The sequence below is a fragment of the Kurthia huakuii LAM0618 genome (genome assembly GCF_000505545.1).
Taxonomy (GTDB): domain Bacteria; phylum Bacillota; class Bacilli; order Bacillales_A; family Planococcaceae; genus Kurthia; species Kurthia huakuii.
On record NZ_AYTB01000002.1, the window covers coordinates 160,494 to 177,043 of the forward strand.

Sequence of the window (16,550 nt, forward strand, 5' to 3'; positions counted from 1 at the left end):
CGATTCCGGTTTTTCTAATGCTCATCTGAGAGGCTGTTGTTACACGTATGTCCAGCCTCTTTTTGTTAAATCAATTCTTTGAAATTCAAGCGCTTATTCAGCGCTTTCATAATCGGAATACCAGCTAATAGCACGACAAACTCGCCAACTGCACATGTAAACCATGTTAATAAAAATGGTAGTTCGAATGCTAAATGTAGCTCGAAGGCGATGATGCTCATCGTAAACGTAAAGACGATCATCGTTGCGACCATACGCGCTGTTTCTCCTTTAATATAGCGGCTGATCAAAATAACGGCAGCGAGTGAAATCACTGTTTGACCAACGCCGAATACTAAATCGTACCAACCAAGTGGTGAGAATAGATTCGTTACAAACACACCTAGCACGATTGGCACGATGTACTTTTTATTAAATGCGATTAAGTGATTAAACATTTCTGCCACGCGGAATTGAATCTGCGTGAAACCAAATGGGGCAACTAGCATGGCTACGGCAACATAGAGCGCTGCGATAATGCCGCCAATTGCGATAGATCGTACTTTAGAGGACGATCGTTGAACTGTATTTTGCATATCTTTTTTGCTCCTTAGTTTTTTTACGTGGGATGGTTTCGAACCACGGTTAAAGATTTATTTTAACGATTTTTATACAAAAAGTCAAAAAGACATAAATGTTCACGCCATAAAAGTATTGTTAAAACTAAATAATTATGCTTTAATACTTTAAAGCGTAACTGTTTAGTCTGTAAAATTATCTAAAAATTCATAATTTTATTGACGATTTAAATTTCAGTTGCAATAATAGCAAATAAGAATACATAGAACATGGGGGAAATAGCGATGAAAAAACGTTTTAGCTTATTAGCATTAACAGCGACAGCAGCGTTAACACTTGCTGCGTGTGGTGGCGATAAAGCAGCCGATGATAACTCAAAGGCGGACTCAGGGGACAAAACATATAACGTAGGTGTGCTGCAATATGTAGAGCATCCTTCATTAAATGAAGCAACAAAGGGCTTCAAGGCTGCGCTTGATGAAGCGGGCTTAGACGTAAAATATCAAGAAGAAAATGCGCAAGGCGATGCGAGTATTAATACGACAGCAGCGAACAACTTAGTAGCGGCAAATCCAGATGTTATTTTCGCCAACGCTACACCATCTGCACAAGCAGTAGCGGCTGCAACGCCAGATATTCCCGTGTTATTCACATCGGTGACAGATGCCGTTGGTGCTGAACTAGTAACATCAATGGAAAAACCAGGTGGCAATGTAACCGGTACAGTCGATATGCATCCAGAGGCAATTCCAAATACCGTGAAGTTTTTAGCAGATGAATTAGGCGCGAAAAAAATCGGTATGGTCTTTAACTCAGGTGAACAAAATTCTCGCGTCCAAGTAGAGAATGCAAAAAAAGCAGCGAAGAAAAATGGCGTTACCATCGTTGAAGCATCGGCATCAACTTCTGCGGAAGTAAAACAAGCGACAGAATCATTAGTCGATAAAGTAGATGCGTTTTACATTATTACAGACAACACAGTGGTTTCTGCATTAGAGTCTGTATTAGACGTAGCAGAAGCGAAGAAAAAACCGGTGATGGTTGGTGAGCTTGATTCAGTAGAACGCGGTGGCTTAGGTGCATACGGCTTCAGCTACTACGATATCGGTAAAGAAGCGGGCGAAATGGCTGTTGAAATTTTAGAGGACGGCAAAAAACCAGCAGATATTCCAGCTGCACACCCAGCAAACTTAAAATTTGAAATCAATAAAGAAACTGCAGACAAATTAGGCATCAAAATCGACAAAGATTGGGATGCAGAAGTAGTTGAATAACTAGGAGATGATTCACGATGTTTACAGCACTCTTCGGATCTGTTGAGCAAGGGATTATCTACGCAATTATGGCACTCGGCGTGTATATTACATTCCGAGTGTTAGATTTTCCAGACTTAACAGTAGACGGTAGCTTCGTAACCGGCGCCGCAACAGCAGCGACAATGATTACATTTGGTTACGATCCATTAATCGCTACATTATGTGCGTTACTAGCAGGTTTTGTTGCTGGTAGCATCACAGGGATTTTACACACAAAAGCGCATATTAATGAGCTTTTAGCCGGGATTTTAATGATGATTGCGCTTTATTCGATCAACCTTCGAATCATGGGCTTAACGACCGAAAATGCCGTCGGACGACCAAATATTCCACTTTCAAGCTCGGATACGGTATTTACAATGTTACATGATTTTTGGTCAACATTAGGAATTGATGCGATGTTGAACAATTTGTTGACTGCAACAGGCTTAACGAGCTTACCACGTACATGGGGCGTCATCATTGTGATGTTTATCGTCGTGTTCATCATTAAATTTATGTTGGATTGGTTCTTAAAAACGGAATACGGTTTAGCACTCCGCGCAACAGGCGACAATGTCAAAATGATTCGCAGCTTCTCAGCGAATACCGACAATGTCAAAATTTTTGCGCTTGGTTTATCAAATGCCTTAGTTGCATTATCAGGCGCGTTAATCGCACAATTAAATAAATTCGCAGACGCGGGCATGGGGATTGGTATGATTGTGATCGGTCTTGCATCGGTTATTATCGGTGAAGCGATTTTTGGTAAGAAAACGATTGTACGCGCCACGCTAGCGGTGATTTTCGGCGCGATTATTTACCGCGTAGTGATTTCACTTGCGTTACAAGTTGAATTTTTAGATACCGGTGACTTGAAATTAATTACGGCGGTTGTTGTGATTATCGCGCTTGTCATTCCGTATGCGATGAATAAATACAAAGAGAAAAAACGTCGCGCAAAACGCCGTGCGCAGTTGATGAAAGAAGTCACAGCGATGCCGGAAGGGGAGAAGCCAATTGCTTAAGTTACAACATATTCATAAGATTTTCAACGAAGGCACTCCCGATGAAAAAGTAGCGCTAAATCATATTAATCTAACGCTTGAAGCGGGCGATTTCGTAACGATTATCGGTAGTAATGGTGCCGGTAAATCAACGATGATGAACATGATTTCAGGGGCGCTCACACCGGACGTTGGCACGATTACAATCAACGGTAAAGATGTGACAAACTTGCCTGAATATAAGCGTTCAAAATATATCGGACGCGTATTCCAAGACCCGATGGCCGGCACAGCACCGACGATGACGATTCAAGAAAATTTAGCGCTGGCATACTCACGTAATAAATCCCGTGGCTTGCGCAGCGGTGTGTCAAAGGCGCGTAAGGAAATTTTTTTAGCGGCGCTTGAATCGCTCAATTTGAATTTAGAAAATCGTTTAAATGCGAAAGTTGGGTTATTGTCAGGTGGGGAACGCCAAGCCTTGTCATTATTAATGGCGACATTTACAAAGCCCGATATTTTACTACTTGATGAGCATACGGCCGCACTCGATCCATCGCGTGCAGCACTTATTACGAGCTTGACGAAGGAGCTTGTTGAAAAAGACAGCTTAACGACGCTCATGATTACGCATGATATGCAGCAAGCGATTGATTTAGGAAACCGCCTTATCATGATGGATAAAGGCCAAATCATTTTAGAAGTATCGCCAGAAGAGAAGAAAAACTTAACGATTGAGGACTTAATGAATGAGTTCCAACGTATTCGTGGCGAAAAAATGGTTTCTGACCGCGCGTTATTATCTACGTAAACAACAAAAGAGGCTGGGACAAAACATTTCATTTTCCTTTTTTAGCGTTCGCAACAAAAAAACGGAACCGCGCCACAGCGCGATTCCGGTTTTTTTTATGCTCATTTGAGATGGTGTTTTTACACTTATGTTCCAGCCTCTTTTTTGTATGACAACAGCCCACCTGTTAGACAAGTGGGCTGTTTCATTCATGGGATTGGGATTAAATTAATAATGTAAATAATGTGCTATCATTGTTGACTTCCATAAACTCAAAGCCATTTGATTTAAAGCGTGCGATTAACGCATTGTAGTCGCCAGGATGTTTTAGTTCGATGCCGACTAATGCAGGGCCGCTTTCTTTATTGTTTTTCTTCGTATACTCAAATGTTGTAATGTCGTCGTCGGGCCCGAGTACTTCTGTTAAAAACTGACGTAGCGCACCAGCACGTTGCGGGAAGCTGACGATGAAGTAGTACAGTAGCCCTTCATGGATCAATGACTTCTCTTTGATTTCCTGCATACGACCGATATCATTGTTACCACCGCTGATGATACAAACAACGGATTTTCCTTTGATTTGGTCTTTGTAGTAATCAAGTGCTGCGACCGATAGCGCACCGGCTGGCTCTGCGACGATTGCTTGCTTGTTGTAAAGTTCTAAAATTGACGTACATACTTTGCCTTCTGGTACAACGACAATATCATCGACAAGTTGCTCGCAAATTTGCGACGTTAATTCGCCGGCGCATTGTACGGCGGCCCCATCGACAAATTTATCGATTTTAGGTAGTTCAACCGGGTGATGCTCGGCAAGTGCTGCTTTCATACAGGCAGCTCCCGCAGGTTCGACGCCGATAATTTGCGATTTAGGAGACAAATTTTTAATATATGTCGATACACCAGACATTAGTCCGCCACCACCAATACTACCGAATACGTAGTCAATTGGCTCCTCAATATCATTCATAATTTCGACGGCAACGGTGCCTTGCCCAGCGATAACATCTAAGTCATCAAATGGGTGAATGAAGATATGATTTTCAGCTTCGCAAAATTCCTGTGCAGCTTTAGCAGAGGCATCAAATGTATCGCCCGCTAAAATGATTTCGACATAGTCGCGTCCAAACATGCGTACTTGCTCGATTTTTTGGTTCGGTGTTGTCGTTGGCATAAAGATATGCCCATGAATGCCTAGATGGGCACACGCGAAAGCAACGCCTTGTGCATGGTTTCCTGCTGATGCACATACGACGCCGCTTTCACGGGCAGCCTCCTCGATTGTTTTGATTTTATAAAATGCCCCACGTAGTTTGAATGAACGAACGTGTTGCAAATCTTCACGTTTTAAATAAACGGTACAGCCATATTTTTTTGATAAGAAATCGTCTTTTTCAAGTGGCGTGTGTTTGACGACATCTTTTAAGAGCTGATGTGCGATTAAGACGTTCTCCACTTGAACGCGTTTTTCAGTTGCTTCCATAAGTATTGCCTCCTAGGTAAAATTATATTTGTTCATTTTAACATACAATGCGCAATAAAGTACCTAATTTTTAGTTAATTCAAAATATTTCGTCCATTATGCAGAAGAAACGTGTTGGAGTGAGTGCACACAACACCTAGCAACGTGTTAAAAGTAGAAATGTGTATAATAGAACGTAGATGATTTTTTGAACGGAGGAAGCAAGGAATGAATTTTTTTGAAACGATGGAGCGCGTGACAGGTGTGTGCTTAAATGATGTGCAGCGCGAGGCTGTACGCTGTGCGAACGGGCCATTGTTATTACTAGCATCACCGGGCTCTGGGAAAACGACGACATTAAATATGAAAATTGGTTACTTATTATTGGAACAGCATGTAGCGCCTCAAAAGATTTTAGCGATGACGTTTAGCAAGGCGGCAGCGCGCGACATGAGTGAGCGTTTTGAGCGCTTTTTTGGCACACTGACGCCTGAGCGCATTCACTTTTCGACGATTCATAGCTTAGCGTATAAAATTGTACGCGAGTATTTTTATAAGACGGGCCGCCAGTTTCGTTTAATCGAAGGGACGCGTGATTTACAGTGGAATAAAAAACCCATTTTGCGTAATTTATTTGTGGAGAAGCGTAAAACGCAACCGACAGAAGATGAGATGGATGAACTGTTCACGTATATTAGTTATGTGAAAAATCGTATGTTAGACGGCGAGCGTTTGAGCGAGGCACCTTGTAGTCTGACCGATGCGGCAGAGATTTTCGCGCGTTATGAGGAATTTAAACGTCGTGATGGTATCAACGTGCTCGTTGATTTTGATGATATGTTGACGTATTGCTATGAGGCTTTACGTGACGATGACGACATTCGCACGCGGTATCAACAACAATTTGAATACGTACTTACCGATGAAGGGCAAGATAATTCGGTCATTCAGCATGAAATCGTTCGTCTATTAGCAGCGCCTCACAACAATCTTTGTATCGTTGCAGATGATGACCAATCGATTTTTTCTTGGCGAGGCTCGGATGTCGATAAACTATTAGAATTCCCGAAAGTGTATGCCAACGCCACTGTGCTAACGATGGCGCAAAACTACCGCTCGACAAAGGAAATTACCGATGTAGCGGATCAGTTTATTAAACGTAATAAAAAGCGTTACGATAAAAAGATGTTTACCGACAATGGGCATGGCCGTAAGCCGATTATTCATAATATGCGCCGCTATACGTTGCAGTTAAATTACGTCGTTGAAGAAATCGAGCGCGCAGAGGACAGTGGAGACATCGCTGTACTGTACCGCAACAATACGTCGGCGATTCGACTTGTCGATGCGCTTGAAAAGCATAGCATTCCTTTTTATATGAAAGAAGTCGATGTGAAATTTTTCCGCCACTTTATTATTGAAGATGTGCTGAACTTTATGCGACTGTCATTTAATGATAAACGTGCCGATATTTTAGAGCGCGTCTATCCGAAAATGAATGCCTATATTAAGAAAGCGCAAATGACGCAGCTGTTGTCAAAAAATGACCGCACGACGTCGGTGTTTGACCAGCTCGCAACAAATGTTCATGCGCCGTATCAAGAGCAAGCGCTACGGAAGGCGAAAAAGAAAATCCGTACGCTGAAAGACTTGCCACCAAAAGAGGCGATTCAACTTATTCGCGATGAGTTAGGATACGATAAGAGCTTGCAACGTACCGCTGAGCATTTGAAGTTGAATGAGGACCGCTTGCTTGGGATTGTGACACAACTACAGTATATCGCAGAAGGGTTACCGGACTTAACAGCATTTGCCAATCGTTTGAAGCGCCTCGAGGAAATTATGCGCCAATCGAGTGAAAAGCGTGCGGGTGTCGTGACGTTATCGACATTTCATAGCGCAAAAGGGTTAGAGTTTGACCGCGTATATATGATTGATTTAGTCGATGGCGTCATTCCAGCACCGGACGATATTAAAGACTATAAAGAAGGTCATGAAGCGAAAATGGAAGAAGCGGTGCGTTTATTTTATGTGGGCATGACGCGCGCTAAAACGAGACTTGAATTGCTAACATATGAGCAAAATAATGAAGAAAAAACAACGCCATCTGTTTTCTTAGATGATGTAAAAGCCATTTTACAAGGTGAAAAGATTCCGGACTTTGACTTTAAAGAGCCCGCACCAGAACGCAAGGCAGTCGTGACGAATAAGGCCTATCAGCAAAAGAAAGTGGCACGTGATATTCCAGACGATGCGATTACAAAGCGTAGTGATTTGCACCGAGGGATGGAAGTGGAGCATCACCTGTATAGTAAAGGGTATATAAAGCGCGTCAGTGGCGATGAAATTGAACTCGTTTTTGACCATTACGGTACAAAGCAATTTATGATTGATTTTTGCTTACAAAAAGGTTTATTGCGCCATGTTCAAGGTGATGACTAGGAAGCGAGTGTTTACGGCAACGAAGGGCTAGCGTGACTGTCAATGCGGGTAATGGCCATAAAAAAACAGGAATCGCGCGTTGGCGCGGTTCCTGTTTTTCAATTATCGCTTAAAATGATTCTTCGAAATCTTCGTCCCATTTGTATGAGTACATCGTTTCGTCTGTAAACCAGTTGCTTTCTGCTGTGTCGCCTTCTTCGCGACGTTTTTCTTCTTCTTGTAGCATCCAGCCTGTTTGCGATGCATGAGCTTTCATTGAACCCATTTTATGTTCGAAAACATCACGAATGTCGTTGACGATATCTGGTTCGCCAAGACCTTCTACAGTATCGTTTGCGAAAGCGACGCCGTATAAACGAGGGCGCTCGGCAGTTGGCATACGACGGATTGCACGGACAACGGCTTTACACGTTGCTTCGTGGTCGGGGTGCACCGCATAGTTTGGATAAAATGTAATGACTAATGATGGCTTTATTTCAGCGATTAATTTTGTCATCATTTGGACCATTTGTTCATCGTCTTCAAATTCGACTGTTTTATCGCGCAAGCCCATCATACGAAGGTCTTGAATACCGATTGCATCACAAGACGCTTGCAGTTCTTTTTTGCGGATTTGTGGCAAGCTTTCGCGCGTTGCAAATGGTGGGTTCCCTAGGTTTCGGCCCATTTCACCTAATGTTAAGCAAGCATATGTAATCGGCACACCAGCATTCGCATATTGCGCAAGCGTACCTGACACACCGAAGGCTTCGTCATCAGGGTGTGGGAATACGACTAAAATTTGACTTTCTTGTTGTTCTAACATGAAAAATCCTCCCTTAATAAGCGAACGGCGTTTTACTAATTTCAAGCGCCACTGCTAATTTTCCCTCATAATCATGGCCAGCCATTAATAAGCGACCTTCGTTATCTAATTCAAAATGCGTAATCCCTTGTGCGTAAATCCAACCACCATTCGCAAGTTTTAAACCAACGCGGTGTGGTGCCTCGGGTGTTACTTTACCTAATTCGTATTGCACAACAATATTGCGGATAAAGCAGCCAGCGTTAAACACTTTGTCATCAAAGTGGTTGGCGTACGCTCCGTTTGTTGTTTCTAAATGAATGTATACATCTTCGTTTGCGAAAGAGTTAATTAGCTCTTGTAGCTTTGCGATTTCAACTGTTTCCATCATAAATCTCCTTCCGATGTTTCAAATCTATTTCTAATTATAGTGAATTTGAGGCGGTTTGGCGATTTGTAAGCTTGGGAAATAGATTAAAAGAGTAAGGGGGAGGTGGGCATGTGGAGATTTCGACGACATATGTAACGTGTATGATGCCATTTTCGTATCATGAACGTTCCAAATATAAGTTATATGACGCGTTAAAAGAACAAGGCTATACGTTTTTTACATTAGCCAATTTAAGCCTTCAACAAGCATACTACGGCGATAACTATGTGTTGCATGAAGAGCTGGACCAATATTTTATGCCGTATATTGAACGGCGTGTTTTTCCGAAAACAGAAAATCCAGAAGCGTTTCTACGCTATTCAAAAATAATCGAGCAAACCGCATTTATGATGATTCATGAACATTCTTATCAGTTTCGTATTATGAGCGTAGACATTATCGCTTGTCCGTTTCAAGTAGGCTTTCTGTCGTTTCGCATCGCATTAGAAGGCACATATGATTTTGATGAAGTTGTGGATTTTATGCATCATATCCGCATTTTAGAGCCAAAAATGCCAGAGGAAAAAGGCGTGCAAATTATTTGTGACGATAAAAAATTTGATAGCGTGAGCGATTATATGTTAAATGATTTATGTGCGTTTATGCTTGATTTCATTAATCATGATGCGATACGTGGCGGCTACTTTGGGAGTTTGCCATTTTTTGAAGATGAACGAATGTTGTTAGCTGGTTATTTAGAACCTGTTGAAGCGTTGTCACTTGAGCAACTGTATCGCTTGAGTCAGCTCGATGGTTTTGATGCCAACGGAGAGCCACATATATCGGCTGTAAATAAAGAGTATATGACAAACTATTTACAGCAGCGCATGAATAAGCGTTTTGCGCCTAAAATCGAAAGTTTGCTGACCGAGCATGTCTTTATGTCGCTCGTCATGCCGATGACCGACAACAATATGCGGCTGTTAGCGCGTTCACGTTTCATGGGCAATGAATATTATCAATTGTTGCTGCATTATTTTTATAAATTAACATTGTTGAAATTATCGTATTTATATAGCGAAGTGAGTGTGCTACATGACCAAGATTATACTGAGCAGTTAATTGAGCATATCGATCAATTTTCGGCCTCGTATTATTTTCAAGAGGTTAGTAGTCGTTCGTCAGGAATCGAATTAGCGGACCAGCTTCAAAAGGTCTTTAAAATTGAACAACAGTATATGGAAGTGAAGGGCACGCTAGAGAGCTTGTATCGCAATCAGGAAAGTACGTCAGCTCGCCGCCAAAATAGCTTGTTATTTATGCTGACGATTTTTACGGTAGTGTCGGGCATCTATGGCATGAATCTCATTATTGATGAATGGAAACAGCCGTATAAGTTATCGTATTTAAAAAGCTATACGTTCTTTGAATGGATTTCGTTTATTACGGCGATTTTTGGTATTAGCTTATCGATTGCCGTTATCGCAACATCAGGCTATCGTAAAATGCGGTTATTAACGCGTAAGTGGAAGCGGCGCCGCTATGAATAAAAAAAGAGACTGGGACAAAACAGTTCATGTTCCTTTTTTAGCGTTCGCCACAAAAAACCGGAACCGCGCCACAGCGCGATTCCGGTTTTTCTTATGCTCATCTGAGATGGTGTTTTTACACGTATGTCCCAGCCTCTTTTGCGTTGCTTAGTGTGCAATTGGTTGTAATTCTGTTAATGTTACAGCGGGTGCGCCAAAGCGTGGCTTCGCACCGTGGTGAACCGGGCCAACAAATTGATTTAGTTTCCAGCCGTGCTCAATGCCTGCTGCAACGAATTCTTTTGCTTCAAAGACAGCTTCTTTTACCGATAAGCCAAGTGCTAAGTTCGCAGTGACAGAAGCGGCAAATGTACAGCCAGCACCATGATTGTATGTCGTACCGATTTTGGCTGTTTCAAGTAAGTAATGTTTATCGCCATCATAGAAAAGGTCGAATGCTTGGTCGTGCGCAATGCCGCGGCCGCCTTTAATGACAACGTTTTTCGCGCCTAATTGCGTGATTTTTTCAGCGGCAAGTTGCATTTCTTCAATTGTTTTTGGTGTTTTGATACCGGCAAGTTGGCCAGCTTCAAAAAGGTTTGGCGTCGTCACAAGCGCATGTGGTAATAAATATTGTACCATCGCTGTCACATTTCCAGGATTCAACACTTCATCTTCACCTTTACAAACCATAACCGGGTCAATAACGACGTTTGTCACGCCAGCTGCTGCAATTTCTTTCCCAGCAGTTACGATAACTTCTTCTGTTGATAACATGCCCGTTTTTACAGCGTCAACACCTGTTGAGAACGCTGTTTTTAATTGTGCTTCTAATACATCGATTGGTAATGTATAAACACCGTGTGCCCAATTATTATCAGGGTCCATTGTAGCGATAACCGATACTGCAGCCATGCCGTATGTGTTATGCTCTTGGAATGCTTTTAAGTCAGCTTCAAGACCGGCGCCACCTGAAGCGTCTGAACCTGCAATTGTTAATGTTTTTGGTAATGCCATAATGGAAAACTCCTTTGTTGTCATATTTTTCAGTCAATAGTTACTGTTCATTATGCGCCGGAACTGATTGTTTGGAAATAGTCAAAAACTTATTTTTTTATAAGGTCAGATTATAGAGAATGCAAAAAGTGTCAAAATTTCTTATAATAGTTGGAGATTTTATTTAGGAGGAAAAAGAGTATGAAAAAAGGCCGCGTTTTAGTAACGTCCGCCATTGTGATATTTATTGCGGCAATGATTGCGCCGTTTGTTATTTGGAAAGCAATTACAGGGAGTAATGAAAAGATTGAAACATCGGCGTTAGTCGAGCGCATGACCGATTTGAATGAGCTAACGACCGCTGAGGCGTATACAAAAGTGCTGATTGAGCGTACGAATAATAAAATTTTTGGGCAAGAGATCAGCGTAGATTTACCGGGGACTGAGCAACAGGTGCTCGTTGTTGTGCCAGGAACGGTGCGCGCTGGCGTTGATTTAAGTCATATGACTGAAAAAAATGTAAGCGTCGATGAAAAAAATAAAACATTGGCGATTACGTTACCGAAGCCGGTGATTTTAGGGACACCCGCACTCGTTTTAGATAAAGTACAAGTCTTTTCAAGTGAAGGCATTTTCCGCAGCGAAGCGACAATTAAAGAAGGCTACGATTTAGCGGAGCAAGCTCAAAAGGAAATGCTGAAAGAAGTAGAGGCAGAAGGTTTGCTGACAAAAGCACAAGACAATGCTAAGGAATCGTTGAAAAATATGTTTGGTTTAGTAAACTATAAAGTAGAGGTCAAATTTGAGGAGTAATTTATGACGAAACAAATTTTTGATAATACGTGGCAGCAAGTCGTAGGTGACGAGTTTGAGAAGCCGTATTATTTACAGCTACGCGAATTTTTAAAGCACGAATATTTTAATGAAATGATTTATCCGCCGATGGAAGATATGTGGAATGCCTTTCGTTATACCGATTATCCAGATGTGAACGTCGTTATTCTAGGGCAAGATCCCTATCATGGTCCGGGTCAGGCACATGGCTTGAGCTTTTCGGTGAAAGAGGGCGTCAAACATCCACCAAGTTTGCAAAATGTTTTTAAGGAAATGCAGTCGGATATTGGTGTACCGATACCACAGCATGGCACGCTAACAAAATGGGCGAAACAAGGCGTCATGCTACTAAATACGGTTTTAACAGTGCGTGCTCACGAGGCGCATTCGCATAAAAACCAAGGGTGGGAGCAGTTTACAGACCGCGTTATTGAAAAATTATCAGCGCGACAACAGCCGATTATTTTCGTATTATGGGGACGTCCTGCACAGCAAAAAGAGCGCCTGATTGATATGTCGCGTCATGCGATTATTAAAGCGCCACATCCAAGTCCATTAAGTGCGCATCGAGGTTTTTTTGGAAGCCGACCATTTTCACAAATTAATGCGCAACTAGCCGCATGGGGTAAGGCACCAATCGATTTTGACTTAACGAAGCCATAGGAGGAAGTTCAATGAAACCTGATTGTTTTAAATGCCAATACTTTCAAATTACGTGGGATCAAGCGTCACCGCGCGCTTGCCGGGCATATGGCTTTAAATCGAGAGCAGTGCCGTCGGTTGTCGTTAAAAATTCTTCGGGTATGGATTGTTTAAAATTCGTACCAAAGCAGAAGGGGTAATTACATGATTTCATATGAAACGATTGTTGCAGAAATTCAAAAACACGCCAGCGCCGCAGTAGGTAGTGATGCCAAAATTCGCGAGGAGTTGGCGGCGATTCGTGCCTTATGTGATGTAGCATTAGGCTCAACTGCAGATGTGCCTGTACAGCCATTACCACAAGCCGTACAGCAACCTATCATGAAAGCGCCGCCTGTAGTCATGCAACAGGCGGCACCAACATTACCAACAAAAAAAATAAATGAAGAAGATGCGAATGGTGATTCATTGTTTGATTTTTAACTAAGGGGAGAATAATAATGAAAAAGAATATTATAATCGGTGCGGTACTTGGCTTTTTAGCCGTAGCACTTGGCGCGTTTGGCGCACATGCATTAGAAGATTTATTAGTGAAAAACGATTATCAAGCCGTTTGGGAAACCGGTGTACAATATCAAATGTTCCATGCGGTAGCCATTTTAGTAATCGGTGTATTAATGAGTAAAAATGTAATCGGCAATGTAAAATCATTACGCGTTGCTGCAACAGCGATGTTAATCGGTACGATTTTATTCTCTGGTAGCTTATATGTAATGGCTGTTACAAAAATTACAGTACTTGGTGCGATTACACCAATCGGCGGCGTAGCCTTTTTAATCGGTTGGGTTGCACTTATGATGGCTGCTAAACAGGTGAAAAATTAACGAACGAGGAAAGATTTAGACAAGCGTCTAAGTCTTTCTTTTTTTTATGTTTATGCCTTAAATTTATCGTATTTTCTATGAAAAATATTAAAATGACGTAATGATTCTCATGCTATTGTCGTTAATCGTATAAAAAACGCTTGTTTTCATTGTTCAAAGGGTAGTAATACACTAGGACAATTTTAATAAAGAAAGAAGTGGAGCTTATGCAGTTTGTCTTTAATTTAGACCAAACCATTTCTTACGATAACCAACCAGTCTCATTGAATTTACAATATATGTTTGATTTTTTGAAGGATAATGGTCACCAGTTAATTTTCACGTCAACTGGAGCAGTACGCAATATGTTGTTAAAGCTAGATCGACGCTTTCATAATGAGGCGATGATTGGCTTAGAAGGCGCGGTTATTTGTAAGGAAGGTGCGCTAGAGCAATTATCAACATTCAATCAAGCAGATTTTACAACAATACAACAATTAATTGAAAAATATGATGCGACGTTTCTAATGGAGAGCGAGTGGGACTACTGCTATACGGGAGGTCCTTACAATACGCTAGCTGCGGAAATTGATTCTGCAAAATTAGCGCAAAACGTCTCGTTAAAAAAAATTGACCCGATTTCACATATTACGATTTTAGCAGCAGATGGTCTTGAAAACTTACAGGCCGAGCTGTCGGAAAGTGGGTTTAATGTTCAGCTACAACAACAAGAACGTCGTTTAGCGATTACACCGAAGCGTATTAATAAATGGCATGCGCTACAAAGATTAGGTGTTTATGAAAAAGATTATGTAGCGATTGGCTCTGATTTAACGGACTTGGCTGTGCTTGAACATGCAGAATATGCATCGATGATTAATACGGATTATACGAAGTCGCGTTTGCCGAACGATGACAAGGTAGAAAAACATATTATTGATACGTGTTATGAGTTATCGAAGAAATATGCAATTTAAAAAAAGAGGCTGAGACAAAAGAAAAAATGTGGGGCGATTTTCAAAATCGCCTCACATTTTTTTGCTTTCAAGCGCATTAAATGATTCATTTAGACAAGAAAATTACGACTCAAATTTTATATTTTTCCTAAAAATCGAGTTATGTTCCAGCCTCTTTTTGTATACGCTTAAATGGCTAATAAGGCGCGTAATTTTTCTTCATTTAAAATATTCCCGACGAAGAACTCGCCGAAGTCCGCATAGCGCGCAGATACTTCATCAAAGCGCATTTCGTAAATTAATTTTTTGAATTGCAGTACGTCATTCGCGAATAATGTAACGCCCCATTCGTGGTCATCGAAGCCGATTGAACCAGAGATGATTTGTTTTACTTTCCCAGCATAGCTGCGACCAATCATACCGTGAGAGCGCATCATTGCTTGACGTGCTTCCATTTCTAGCATGTACCAATTTGCACCTTTTTCACGGCGTTTATCCATTGGGTAGAAGCAAATATGTTCCCAACGAGGTAACTCAGGGTAAAGGCGAGCGCGGACATGTTCATTTTGGTATGGGTCTTGTGCGGGTTCATCGCCCGCTTTTGCTTTTGCAAGATAGTTTGAAAGCTCAACAACAGACACGTAAGAATACGTTGGAATCGTGAAATCAGCAATTGCGAGTTTCGCAAATTTTGTTTCGATGTCGTTTAATTCGTCCATTGTTTCGCGTAATGTCATTAAAACGAAATCAGCTTTTTGGCCAACGATTGAATAAAATGCGTGTGAGCCCGTTTTTGCTTCATCGGCTTTATTTAATTCGGCAAGGAAGGCGATGAATTCATCGGTTGCTTCTTTGCGGAAGTCTTCGTCCATTTGTTTCCACATTGGCCAGTTCATTGCGCGAAAATCGTGCAATACGTACCAACCATCTAATGTTTGTGCTGCTTCAATCATGTTCTAACACTCCTTATTAATTGAGAATCTTCTTCCATGCAATTTTAGCACAACTTCTCGTATCCGTCCGTTGAACAGCTAACGACATTTTCAAAAAATGACGAATTCGTGTACACTAAATAAGGATTAGATTATGAGTACGGGAGCTAAGATTATGAACGAATTTTTAACGCGCAAAACATGGCGCTATATTGACCAATCTGTTAGTGGTATTGGTCGCTCACCATTAGAATCATTTGCGGCCGATGATACGTTATGTCATTTAATTGGTGCTGGCCTGTCGCCGGCGACCGTTCGCACATGGGTTCATAGTGCATCGGTTGTCATGGGCATTCAAGATCACCGTCTACCATTCGTGCAAGCAGGTATGGACTTATTAGAAGAGCGCGGCTATCATCCGATTGTACGCAACTCTGGTGGTTTAGCGGTTGTGTTAGATGAAGGTATTTTAAATATTTCGATTGTTGTCAGCGAAAAAGATGGTCACCTCGATATTAATGCGGGCTATGACATGATGGTTGAGTTGGTTAAAGCGCTGTTTCCGGAAATTGCGGAGCGTATTGAGGCGTATGAAATTGTCGGCTCGTATTGCCCGGGGTCGTATGATTTGAGCGTTGACGGTAAAAAATTTGCCGGTATCGCGCAGCGCCGCATTCGCGGTGGTATTGCCGTGCAAATTTATTTATCGGTTGAAGGAAGCGGCGGGGCACGTGCAGAATTAGTGCGGGACTTTTATGAGCGCTCATTGCAGCAAGAGCCAACGAAGTTTGATTATCCGAACGTACGCCCGGAAGTGATGGCGTCGCTTTCTGAAATTATCGGTGAGCCACTGAGCGTGCCAGGTGTGAATGCGCGCTTGCAACAATTTTTATACGCCCATTCAGAGGAAATGCGTATGGGGCCTTTCGTTGAAGATGAGATGGAACAATATACGTATTATTTAACGCGTGTCTTTGAGCGTAATAAAAAGTTATTGCTTGAATCGTAAATTTTTAGACACTTGAATGTCACTATGTATTTCCGCTACACTTAAGTGTATGCATTTATTTAAGAAGAAAGAGGGTTGCAT

Annotated in this window: 18 protein-coding genes and 1 riboswitch; of the genes, 12 read left to right on the forward strand and 6 right to left on the reverse strand. The window is 41.7% G+C overall.

The genetic code is table 11. The features are described from left to right. Positions 1-65: 65 nt before the first annotated feature. Positions 66-575, reverse strand: coding sequence for a QueT transporter family protein (locus V514_RS0100840; RefSeq protein ID WP_029497757.1), 510 nt, complete (start codon positions 573-575; stop codon positions 66-68). An 8-nt stretch (positions 576-583) separates the two neighbouring features. Then, positions 584-628: riboswitch (PreQ1 riboswitch) on the reverse strand. Between the two features lie 214 nt (positions 629-842). Between V514_RS0100840 and V514_RS0100845 the strand changes: the two genes are divergently transcribed. Genes V514_RS0100845 through V514_RS0100855 form a run of 3 tightly spaced genes read left to right on the forward strand, consistent with a single transcriptional unit; the run spans position 843 to position 3,671 of the window. Next, positions 843-1,832 carry an ABC transporter substrate-binding protein gene (locus V514_RS0100845; protein WP_029497758.1) on the forward strand — a complete coding sequence of 330 codons (990 nt, stop codon included), beginning with the start codon at positions 843-845 and terminating at the stop codon, positions 1,830-1,832. 17 nt (positions 1,833-1,849) lie between these two features. Further along, positions 1,850-2,881, forward strand: coding sequence for an ABC transporter permease (locus tag V514_RS0100850; protein WP_029497759.1), 1,032 nt, complete (start codon positions 1,850-1,852; stop codon positions 2,879-2,881). Further along, positions 2,874-3,671: an ABC transporter ATP-binding protein gene (locus tag V514_RS0100855; RefSeq protein ID WP_029497760.1), complete on the forward strand. Its 798-nt coding sequence runs from the start codon at positions 2,874-2,876 to the stop codon at positions 3,669-3,671. The genes V514_RS0100850 and V514_RS0100855 overlap by 8 nt, the downstream gene beginning before the upstream one ends. A 202-nt stretch (positions 3,672-3,873) precedes the next feature. Here the strand turns inward: V514_RS0100855 and ilvA are convergent, their stop codons facing one another. Then, the gene (gene ilvA, locus V514_RS0100860; protein ID WP_029497761.1) at positions 3,874-5,133 is read right to left on the reverse strand and encodes a threonine ammonia-lyase IlvA; all 1,260 of its coding nucleotides are present in this window, start codon (positions 5,131-5,133) and stop codon (positions 3,874-3,876) included. A gap of 207 nt (positions 5,134-5,340) precedes the next feature. Here ilvA and V514_RS0100865 point away from each other — a divergent pair, with 207 nt between their 5' ends. Then, entirely contained in the window at positions 5,341-7,554 is a 2,214-nt protein-coding gene (locus V514_RS0100865; RefSeq protein ID WP_029497762.1) for an ATP-dependent helicase, read from the forward strand. Between the two features lie 109 nt (positions 7,555-7,663). Here V514_RS0100865 and bshB2 read toward each other — a convergent pair whose 3' ends face one another. Continuing rightward, positions 7,664-8,359 (reverse strand): bacillithiol biosynthesis deacetylase BshB2, encoded by a 696-nt coding sequence (gene bshB2 / locus V514_RS0100870; RefSeq protein WP_029497763.1) that lies wholly within the window; start codon positions 8,357-8,359, stop codon positions 7,664-7,666. 13 nt (positions 8,360-8,372) lie between these two features. Beyond that, positions 8,373-8,726 carry a YojF family protein gene (locus V514_RS0100875; RefSeq protein WP_029497764.1) on the reverse strand — a complete coding sequence of 118 codons (354 nt, stop codon included), beginning with the start codon at positions 8,724-8,726 and terminating at the stop codon, positions 8,373-8,375. Between the two features lie 113 nt (positions 8,727-8,839). On the opposite strand from V514_RS0100875, the gene V514_RS0100880 reads away from it, so the two are divergent. Next, entirely contained in the window at positions 8,840-10,258 is a 1,419-nt protein-coding gene (locus V514_RS0100880; RefSeq protein WP_029497765.1) for a magnesium transporter CorA family protein, read from the forward strand. 147 nt (positions 10,259-10,405) lie between these two features. On the opposite strand, the gene thiD is transcribed toward V514_RS0100880, so the two are convergent. Continuing rightward, complete coding sequence (gene thiD, locus V514_RS0100885; RefSeq protein ID WP_029497766.1) at positions 10,406-11,254, reverse strand: bifunctional hydroxymethylpyrimidine kinase/phosphomethylpyrimidine kinase; 849 nt, start codon at positions 11,252-11,254, stop codon at positions 10,406-10,408. A 180-nt stretch (positions 11,255-11,434) separates the two neighbouring features. Between thiD and V514_RS18640 the strand changes: the two genes are divergently transcribed. The 6 genes from V514_RS18640 to V514_RS0100915 all read left to right on the forward strand — a co-directional run bounded on the left by V514_RS18640 (position 11,435) and on the right by V514_RS0100915 (position 14,549). Beyond that, positions 11,435-12,046 carry a DUF4230 domain-containing protein gene (locus V514_RS18640; RefSeq protein ID WP_029497767.1) on the forward strand — a complete coding sequence of 204 codons (612 nt, stop codon included), beginning with the start codon at positions 11,435-11,437 and terminating at the stop codon, positions 12,044-12,046. Between the two features lie 3 nt (positions 12,047-12,049). After that, a complete protein-coding gene (locus tag V514_RS0100895) occupies positions 12,050-12,730 on the forward strand; it encodes a uracil-DNA glycosylase (RefSeq protein ID WP_029497768.1) in 681 nt (226 codons plus the stop codon). An 11-nt stretch (positions 12,731-12,741) separates the two neighbouring features. Further along, positions 12,742-12,909 carry a hypothetical protein gene (locus V514_RS0100900; RefSeq protein WP_029497769.1) on the forward strand — a complete coding sequence of 56 codons (168 nt, stop codon included), beginning with the start codon at positions 12,742-12,744 and terminating at the stop codon, positions 12,907-12,909. Positions 12,910-12,913: 4 nt separating this feature from the next. Then, positions 12,914-13,192: a YwdI family protein gene (locus V514_RS0100905; RefSeq protein WP_029497770.1), complete on the forward strand. Its 279-nt coding sequence runs from the start codon at positions 12,914-12,916 to the stop codon at positions 13,190-13,192. Positions 13,193-13,209: 17 nt separating this feature from the next. Continuing rightward, positions 13,210-13,593 (forward strand): DUF423 domain-containing protein, encoded by a 384-nt coding sequence (locus V514_RS0100910; RefSeq protein WP_029497771.1) that lies wholly within the window; start codon positions 13,210-13,212, stop codon positions 13,591-13,593. Positions 13,594-13,799: 206 nt separating this feature from the next. Further along, positions 13,800-14,549 carry an HAD hydrolase family protein gene (locus V514_RS0100915; RefSeq protein WP_029497772.1) on the forward strand — a complete coding sequence of 250 codons (750 nt, stop codon included), beginning with the start codon at positions 13,800-13,802 and terminating at the stop codon, positions 14,547-14,549. A gap of 167 nt (positions 14,550-14,716) precedes the next feature. On the opposite strand, the gene hemQ is transcribed toward V514_RS0100915, so the two are convergent. Continuing rightward, a complete protein-coding gene (hemQ, locus tag V514_RS0100920; protein ID WP_029497773.1) occupies positions 14,717-15,481 on the reverse strand; it encodes a hydrogen peroxide-dependent heme synthase in 765 nt (254 codons plus the stop codon). Between the two features lie 154 nt (positions 15,482-15,635). Between hemQ and V514_RS0100925 the strand changes: the two genes are divergently transcribed. After that, entirely contained in the window at positions 15,636-16,469 is an 834-nt protein-coding gene (locus V514_RS0100925) for a lipoate--protein ligase family protein (protein WP_029497774.1), read from the forward strand. The last annotated feature ends 81 nt before the right edge of the window (positions 16,470-16,550 follow it).

Bases quoted from the DNA above. Each gene is read 5' to 3' on its own strand.
- V514_RS0100840 (WP_029497757.1), bottom strand. From the start codon at position 575: ATGCAAAATACAGTTCAACGATCGTCCTCTAAAGTACGATCTATCGCA.
- V514_RS0100845 (WP_029497758.1), top strand. From the start codon at position 843: ATGAAAAAACGTTTTAGCTTATTAGCATTAACAGCGACAGCAGCGTTA.
- V514_RS0100850 (WP_029497759.1), top strand. From the start codon at position 1,850: ATGTTTACAGCACTCTTCGGATCTGTTGAGCAAGGGATTATCTACGCA.
- ilvA (WP_029497761.1), bottom strand. From the start codon at position 5,133: ATGGAAGCAACTGAAAAACGCGTTCAAGTGGAGAACGTCTTAATCGCA.
- V514_RS0100865 (WP_029497762.1), top strand. From the start codon at position 5,341: ATGAATTTTTTTGAAACGATGGAGCGCGTGACAGGTGTGTGCTTAAAT.
- bshB2 (WP_029497763.1), bottom strand. From the start codon at position 8,359: ATGTTAGAACAACAAGAAAGTCAAATTTTAGTCGTATTCCCACACCCT.
- V514_RS0100875 (WP_029497764.1), bottom strand. From the start codon at position 8,726: ATGGAAACAGTTGAAATCGCAAAGCTACAAGAGCTAATTAACTCTTTC.
- thiD (WP_029497766.1), bottom strand. From the start codon at position 11,254: ATGGCATTACCAAAAACATTAACAATTGCAGGTTCAGACGCTTCAGGT.
- V514_RS18640 (WP_029497767.1), top strand. From the start codon at position 11,435: ATGAAAAAAGGCCGCGTTTTAGTAACGTCCGCCATTGTGATATTTATT.
- V514_RS0100895 (WP_029497768.1), top strand. From the start codon at position 12,050: ATGACGAAACAAATTTTTGATAATACGTGGCAGCAAGTCGTAGGTGAC.
- V514_RS0100900 (WP_029497769.1), top strand. From the start codon at position 12,742: ATGAAACCTGATTGTTTTAAATGCCAATACTTTCAAATTACGTGGGAT.
- V514_RS0100905 (WP_029497770.1), top strand. From the start codon at position 12,914: ATGATTTCATATGAAACGATTGTTGCAGAAATTCAAAAACACGCCAGC.
- V514_RS0100910 (WP_029497771.1), top strand. From the start codon at position 13,210: ATGAAAAAGAATATTATAATCGGTGCGGTACTTGGCTTTTTAGCCGTA.
- V514_RS0100915 (WP_029497772.1), top strand. From the start codon at position 13,800: ATGCAGTTTGTCTTTAATTTAGACCAAACCATTTCTTACGATAACCAA.
- hemQ (WP_029497773.1), bottom strand. From the start codon at position 15,481: ATGATTGAAGCAGCACAAACATTAGATGGTTGGTACGTATTGCACGAT.
- V514_RS0100925 (WP_029497774.1), top strand. From the start codon at position 15,636: ATGAACGAATTTTTAACGCGCAAAACATGGCGCTATATTGACCAATCT.